Source organism: Litorisediminicola beolgyonensis (genome assembly GCF_042679605.1).
In the GTDB taxonomy this organism is placed as follows: Bacteria; Pseudomonadota; Alphaproteobacteria; order Rhodobacterales; family Rhodobacteraceae; genus Litorisediminicola; species Litorisediminicola beolgyonensis.
Genome location: NZ_JBHTMU010000075.1, coordinates 1 through 5653, shown reverse-complemented (window position 1 = coordinate 5653; position 5653 = coordinate 1). Strand labels below are relative to the sequence as shown.

The 5653-nt window shown below is 67.4% G+C and carries 5 protein-coding genes and 1 pseudogene; all 6 read right to left on the bottom strand.

Annotated features, from left to right (window positions below; all coding sequences use genetic code 11):
* Positions 1 to 269, bottom strand: a pseudogene (locus ACFQ4E_RS20350) (3'-5' exonuclease); the annotation flags it as partial.
* Positions 270 to 274: 5 nt separating this feature from the next.
* Complete coding sequence (locus tag ACFQ4E_RS20345) at positions 275 to 769, bottom strand: hypothetical protein (protein WP_386806368.1); 495 nt, start codon at positions 767 to 769, stop codon at positions 275 to 277.
* 30 nt (positions 770 to 799) lie between these two features.
* Positions 800 to 2623, bottom strand: coding sequence for a DUF294 nucleotidyltransferase-like domain-containing protein (locus ACFQ4E_RS20340; protein WP_386806367.1), 1824 nt, complete (start codon positions 2621 to 2623; stop codon positions 800 to 802).
* Positions 2624 to 2749: 126 nt separating this feature from the next.
* Complete coding sequence (locus tag ACFQ4E_RS20335) at positions 2750 to 4534, bottom strand: sodium:solute symporter family protein (protein WP_386806366.1); 1785 nt, start codon at positions 4532 to 4534, stop codon at positions 2750 to 2752.
* Positions 4535 to 4539: 5 nt separating this feature from the next.
* Positions 4540 to 4806: a DUF4212 domain-containing protein gene (locus ACFQ4E_RS20330; protein WP_386806365.1), complete on the bottom strand. Its 267-nt coding sequence runs from the start codon at positions 4804 to 4806 to the stop codon at positions 4540 to 4542.
* Between the two features lie 71 nt (positions 4807 to 4877).
* Complete coding sequence (locus tag ACFQ4E_RS20325) at positions 4878 to 5564, bottom strand: adenylate kinase (protein WP_386806364.1); 687 nt, start codon at positions 5562 to 5564, stop codon at positions 4878 to 4880.
* Positions 5565 to 5653 lie beyond the last annotated feature (89 nt).

The window sequence follows — 5653 nt, the reverse complement described above, 5'->3', positions numbered from 1 at the left end:
GCATGCGCCGCGCCGCCCTCGGCGCGCACGCGCAGGGTCGCCGCAAGCCGGTCGGCGGGCCGGGCGATCCGCTGGTCGAGCACAAGCCAGAAGAGCGCCGCCGTGATGAGCAGCAGGAAGGCGGCCAGAACGAAGGCCCCGAGCGCCGCGGTGCCGGCGATCTCGCCCCGCGTCACGCCAAGCCAGAGCGGCAGGCCCGAGACCGCGATCAGGACCAGGGCGAAGGTCCCGCAGAGGATCAGAAGACCGGGACGCATCGAGCCGCGCATCGGTCTCAGACCCGCGTGCACACGGCCGAGACGATCACGTCATCGGCACCGACATCGCGCCAGACCGGCGCGCCGCCATCGCCGCGCAGGGGCTCCGCCCGCCGTCCGCCGGGGCAATCCACCATGACCTGCAGTGACTGCGTCGCGCGCCAGCGACCGAAGAAGTAGAGATCGGCCATGTAGAGCCCCTCGGTCGCCTCGTTGGCGCGCAGGTTGGCGGTGTCGAGCGCGATGAAGCGCTCGGTCATCGGCACCGCGTAGGTCCAGGGGCGCCACCAGACCGGGCGGCGGACGCTGTCGGCCACCACCATGCCCTCGGGCAGGCCCGCGACGGTGCGGCCGTACCAGCCGTATTCCGACGACACGGTCACGCCCAGCATCGCGGCGCCCGCGGCAAGCGGGACCAGCCAGCGCGGACCGCCGGTCAGTTTCATGATCAGCATCATCACGCCCGCGCCGGCGAAACCGGCCACGATCACGGCGAAAAGCTCAAACGCCATCTGTCTCCTCCCGCGTCCTCCCCGACGCGTCTATCCCAGCATTCCCCGGCCATGACCGAGGGCCGATTGCAGCCCTTTGACCACCACGAACGCGTCGCGCAGATGCGAGCGATCAAAATCCGAAAGTGTCGACGGGGCAAGGTAGTTATCCGGTGCCTCGCCATTGCCGATCCGGGTGCATTGATGCTCGAGCCGGGTCTCGGCGATGAGGTCATAGGCATCCAGCAACCCCTGTCCGCCCGATTGCGACAGAAGGCCCCGGGCGCGCGCCTCCTCGATCCGGCGGCGGGTGTTGACAGCTGTCAACGCTCCCCGGATCGCGTAGACCCGCGCGAGATCGGTGATCGGCACGACGCCATTGTGCTTGAGATCGAGCGTGTTCTTGTGCTCGCCCGAGCGGATCGTCGCGAAGCTCCGGATCAGGCCCAGCGGCGGCTGATGCTTGAGGCTGTTCGAGATCATGTGGCTGACGAAGATCGAATTCTTCGAGGCGTCCTCGAGCGTGTCGTGCTGGAGCGCGTCGAAGAGCGCCAGCTCGCCGCCGATGGGGCGCAGGTCGAACATGACCGACGCGAGCATCTGCGCTTCGGGAACGGGGCGGTTGATCCAGCGGTGGAAATAGTCGCGCCAGACCCGCACCGGCTGGCACCAGCGCGGGTTCGTGGCCATCATGTCGCCGGGGCAATAGACGTAGCCGCAGGCATGAAGCCCGTCCGAGATGAAGCGCGCGAACTCGGCGAACCACTCCAGATCGGCCTCGGTCGCGTCGTCCGAGAGGATCAGGCAGTTGTCCTGGTCGGAGACGCCGGTCTGCTCCTGCCGTCCCTGGCTGCCGCAGGCGCACCAGACGTAACGCACCGGCGCGTCGCCCTGGGCGTCATGGGCGAGTTTCAGGAGCCTCCGCGTCGCGGCATCGGCGATATCGGTGATGAGCCGCGTCACCACGTCGTGGCGCAGGCCGGAGGCCACGAGCTGCACGAGCAGTTGCGGGATGCGCGCGGTGACCTCGGCCATCGCCTCGACCGTGTCGCAATGCACGATCTCCGACACGATTTCGGCCGAGCTGACCGCCTGCCAGCGCGTCAGGTCGGTCTGGGTGACGATGCCCACGAGCCTGCCGCCCTCGGTCACGGGCAGGTGTCCGATGCGGCGCTCGACCATCATGTGCAGCACGTCCGATCCCAGCGCCTGGGGCGGCAGGGTGATCGGATCGGCGGTCATGATCTCGGAGACCGGCGTGCCGCCCGACCGGCCCTCGGCCACGATCCTGGCCGAGAGGTCGCGGATGGTGACGATCCCGGTCAGGGTGTCGCCTTCGGTGATGCAGAGCGAGGAGACGCCCGCGTCGTGCATCCTCCGGGCCGCGTCCTGCGCGGTGGTGTCAGGGGGCGCCGTGACCAGCCGCCGCGACATCAGCGTCTCGACCCGGCTCGTGGCCAGATCGGCGCGGCGCGGGCGGTCCTTGCGGGCGCGGTCGAAGAAGCGGCGCGCGGTCTCGTGGCTGTCGATCAGCGCGCGGAAGCTCTCGGCGGGGAGGATGAGAAGCTCGGTCGCCTGCGTCGCCGTCGCGGTGGTGGCGGCGAGCCCGTCGCGCGCCAGACCGCGCTCTCCGAAACTGTTGCGGGGGCCGAGGATCGAGACCGGCGCGCCGTATTCGTCGCGCACCTCGATCTCGCCCCGGCGCACGATATAGAGGCCGGTCAGCGGCACGCCGAAGCTGTAGACCGTGTCGCCCTCGGAATAGCTCTGGGTGGTGATCTCGGCGGCGAGCGCCTGCCGCGCGTCGGGCGGCAGATCGGCATAGGGCTGCAGCGTCTCGAGGAACTCGGCCAGCGCGGTCTCGGTGCCTGTCATCGCGATCCTGTACTTGGGGTTCGGCGGCTCTCGGCGGCTCGAAAAAGAAACGGTCCCGCCCGTCAGGGTAACGGAGCGGAACCGGAAGAAAAGGGCAGGGCAGCCGCGCCGCCCTGCCCGGAGGGATCAGTGATCCTGAGCGGCTCCCGCACCACGCGGCACGCGCACGCTTTCCACCAGGTCCTTGATGTGATCCGGAACCGGCTTGGTCATGCCCGACACCACATAGGCGACGAGGAAGTTGAGCGCTGCGCCCACCGCGCCGAAAGAGGTCGACTTGATGGTGCCCAGAAGCGGGTCGGCATCCGTGAACGAATTGGTGTCCGGGATGAAGAACCAGCCCTTGTGCAGGAAGATGTAGATGAGCGTGGTCAGGAGACCCGTCAGCATGCCCGCAACCGCGCCGCGATTGTTCACCTTGGTCGAGAAGATGCCCATCATCAGCGCCGGGAAGATCGACGAGGCCGCGAGACCGAAGGCCAGGGCCACCGTCTGCGCCGCGAAGCCCGGCGGGTTGAGACCCAGATAGGTCGCGACCGCGATCGAGACCGCCATTGCCACCCGGGCCGACATCAGCTCGCCCTTCTCCGAAATCGACGGGTTGATCTGACCCTTGATCAGGTCGTGACTGACCGCCGAGGAGATCGCGAGCAAGAGACCGGCGGCGGTGGAGAGCGCGGCGGCGATACCTCCGGCGGCCACCAGACCGATCACCCAACCGGGAAGGTTGGCGATCTCGGGGTTGGCAAGAACGAGGATGTCGCGGTTGAAGTTGGTCAGCTCGTTGCCGCTCCAACCGGCTTCTTCCGCGCGGGCCTGCATGTCGGGATCGGCGTCATTGTAGTACTGGATCCGGCCATCGCCGTTCTCATCCGTCCAGCCGAGAAGACCGGTCTGCTGCCAGGTGCGCATCCAGTTATACTCGTCCGCGGTCTCGATCGTCTCGACCGAAACAGCCTCGCCCTGCGTGCCCTCGGGCCACATCAGCTCGGTGATGTTGAGCCGTGCCATCGCGCCAACCGCCGGGGCGGTGAGGTAGAGAAGGGCGATGAAGACCAGCGCCCAGCCCGCCGACCAGCGTGCATCGGCGACGCGGGGAACGGTGAAGAAGCGCATGATGACGTGGGGCAGACCGGCGGTGCCGATCATCAGCGTCAGCGTGAACAGGAGCATGTTGAACGTATCGCCGTTATGCGCCGTGTACTCGTTGAAGCCAAGCTCGGTCAGGGTCGCATCCAGACGCTCCAGAAGCGGCACGCCCGAGCCGGTGTGCTCGCCGAAGAGGCCGAGCGGCGGCAGCGGATTGCCGGTCAGTTGCAGCGAGATGAAGACCGCCGGGATGGTGTAGGCGAGGATCAGCACGACATACTGGGCGACCTGCGTATAGGTCACGCCCTTCATGCCGCCGAACACCGCGTAGGCGAAGACGACAACGGCACCCAGGATGAGGCCGGTGGTGCTGTCCACCTCGAGGAAGCGACCGAAGGCCACGCCGACGCCGGTCATCTGACCGATCACGTAGGTGATTGACGCGATGATCAGGCAGATCACGGCCACCAGGCGCGCGGTCGGGCTGTAGAACCGGTCGCCGATGAACTCGGAGACGGTGAACTTGCCGAACTTGCGCAGGTAGGGCGCGAGCAGGAGCGCGAGCAGCACGTAGCCGCCGGTCCAGCCCATCAGGAAGGTCGAGTTGTCATAGCCCACGAAGGCGATGAGACCCGCCATCGAGATGAACGACGCCGCGGACATCCAGTCCGCGCCCGTGGCCATGCCGTTCAGGACCGGATGCACCCCGCGACCCGCGGCATAGAAATCCGAGGTCGAGCCGGCGCGGGCCCAGATGGCGATGCCGATATAGAGCGCGAAGGACGCGCCCACGAAGATGATGTTGATGACTGTCTGATCCATCTGGCTCACTCCTCGTCCACGCCGAATTTCCGGTCGAGGCTGTTCATGCGCCAGGCGTAGAAGAAGATCAGCGCCAGGAACACGAGGATCGAGCCTTGCTGGGCGAACCAGAAGCCGAGATCCGTGCCACCTACTTCGATGCCCGCCAGGAGCGGTCTCAGCAGGATGGCAAAGCCGAAGCTCACCAGCGCCCAGATGATCAGGCTGCCGATGATGAGACGGACATTGGCCTTCCAGTAGGCCTTGCCGTCGGTTTGAATCTTATCCGCCATATCTGCGGGTCCTCCTCTTGTCTTCTATCTGTCTCGAACGGCGGCCCCTCCAGCCGCCCTGGGACCGGCCCTCAGGCCGATACCCGTGTCACGATCGCGGCGAGGTCGTCCGCGATGGTCTCGATCTCGCCCATCGCATCGATGCGGACGAGTTTGCCCTTGGCGTCGTAGAACGCGATCAGGGGCGCCGTTTGCTCGTGATAGGCCTTGAGGCGCGAGCGCACCGTCTCGGCGTTGTCGTCGGCGCGGCGGGTCATCTCGGTGCCGCCGCACTGATCGCAGACGCCGTCCGTCTCGGGCGTCTTGAAGCTGTCGTGGTAGCCCTCGCCGCACTTGGCGCAGGTGAAGCGGCCGGAGACGCGCTCGACCATCGCTTCGTCGTCGACCTCGAGGCTGACCGCGGCGGAGAGCTCCTGGCCCTTGCGGGACAGAAGGCCGTCCAGCGCCTCGGCCTGGCCGGTGGTGCGTGGGAAGCCGTCGAGGATCACGCCCTTGGCGGTGTCGGGCTGGTCGAGCCGGTCCGACAGGATCGCCAGCACGATCTCGTCCGAGACGAGATCGCCGCGCTGCATCACCGCCTTGGCCTCGCGGCCTGCCTCGGTGCCCTCCTTGACCGCGGCGCGCAGCATGTCGCCGGTCGAGAGCTGCACGAGGCCGAAGCGCTGTTCGAGCTTGCGGGCCTGGGTGCCTTTCCCGGCCCCGGGGGGGCCGAGAAGGATGAGGACCGGCGGGGTGTCGGGCGTCGTCGTGCCGTCCATCACGCGTCCTTCCTGTTCTGCCGATTTTCGATGAGGTCGTCGACGACCTCGGGTTCGGCGAGGGTGGAGGTGTCGCCGAGGGAGCCGTA

Coding starts and splice junctions, on each gene's coding strand:
- ACFQ4E_RS20345 (WP_386806368.1), bottom strand. CDS start 769: ATGGCGTTTGAGCTTTTCGCCGTGATCGTGGCCGGTTTCGCCGGCGCG.
- ACFQ4E_RS20325 (WP_386806364.1), bottom strand. CDS start 5,564: ATGGACGGCACGACGACGCCCGACACCCCGCCGGTCCTCATCCTTCTC.
- ACFQ4E_RS20335 (WP_386806366.1), bottom strand. CDS start 4,534: ATGGATCAGACAGTCATCAACATCATCTTCGTGGGCGCGTCCTTCGCG.
- ACFQ4E_RS20340 (WP_386806367.1), bottom strand. CDS start 2,623: ATGACAGGCACCGAGACCGCGCTGGCCGAGTTCCTCGAGACGCTGCAG.
- ACFQ4E_RS20330 (WP_386806365.1), bottom strand. CDS start 4,806: ATGGCGGATAAGATTCAAACCGACGGCAAGGCCTACTGGAAGGCCAAT.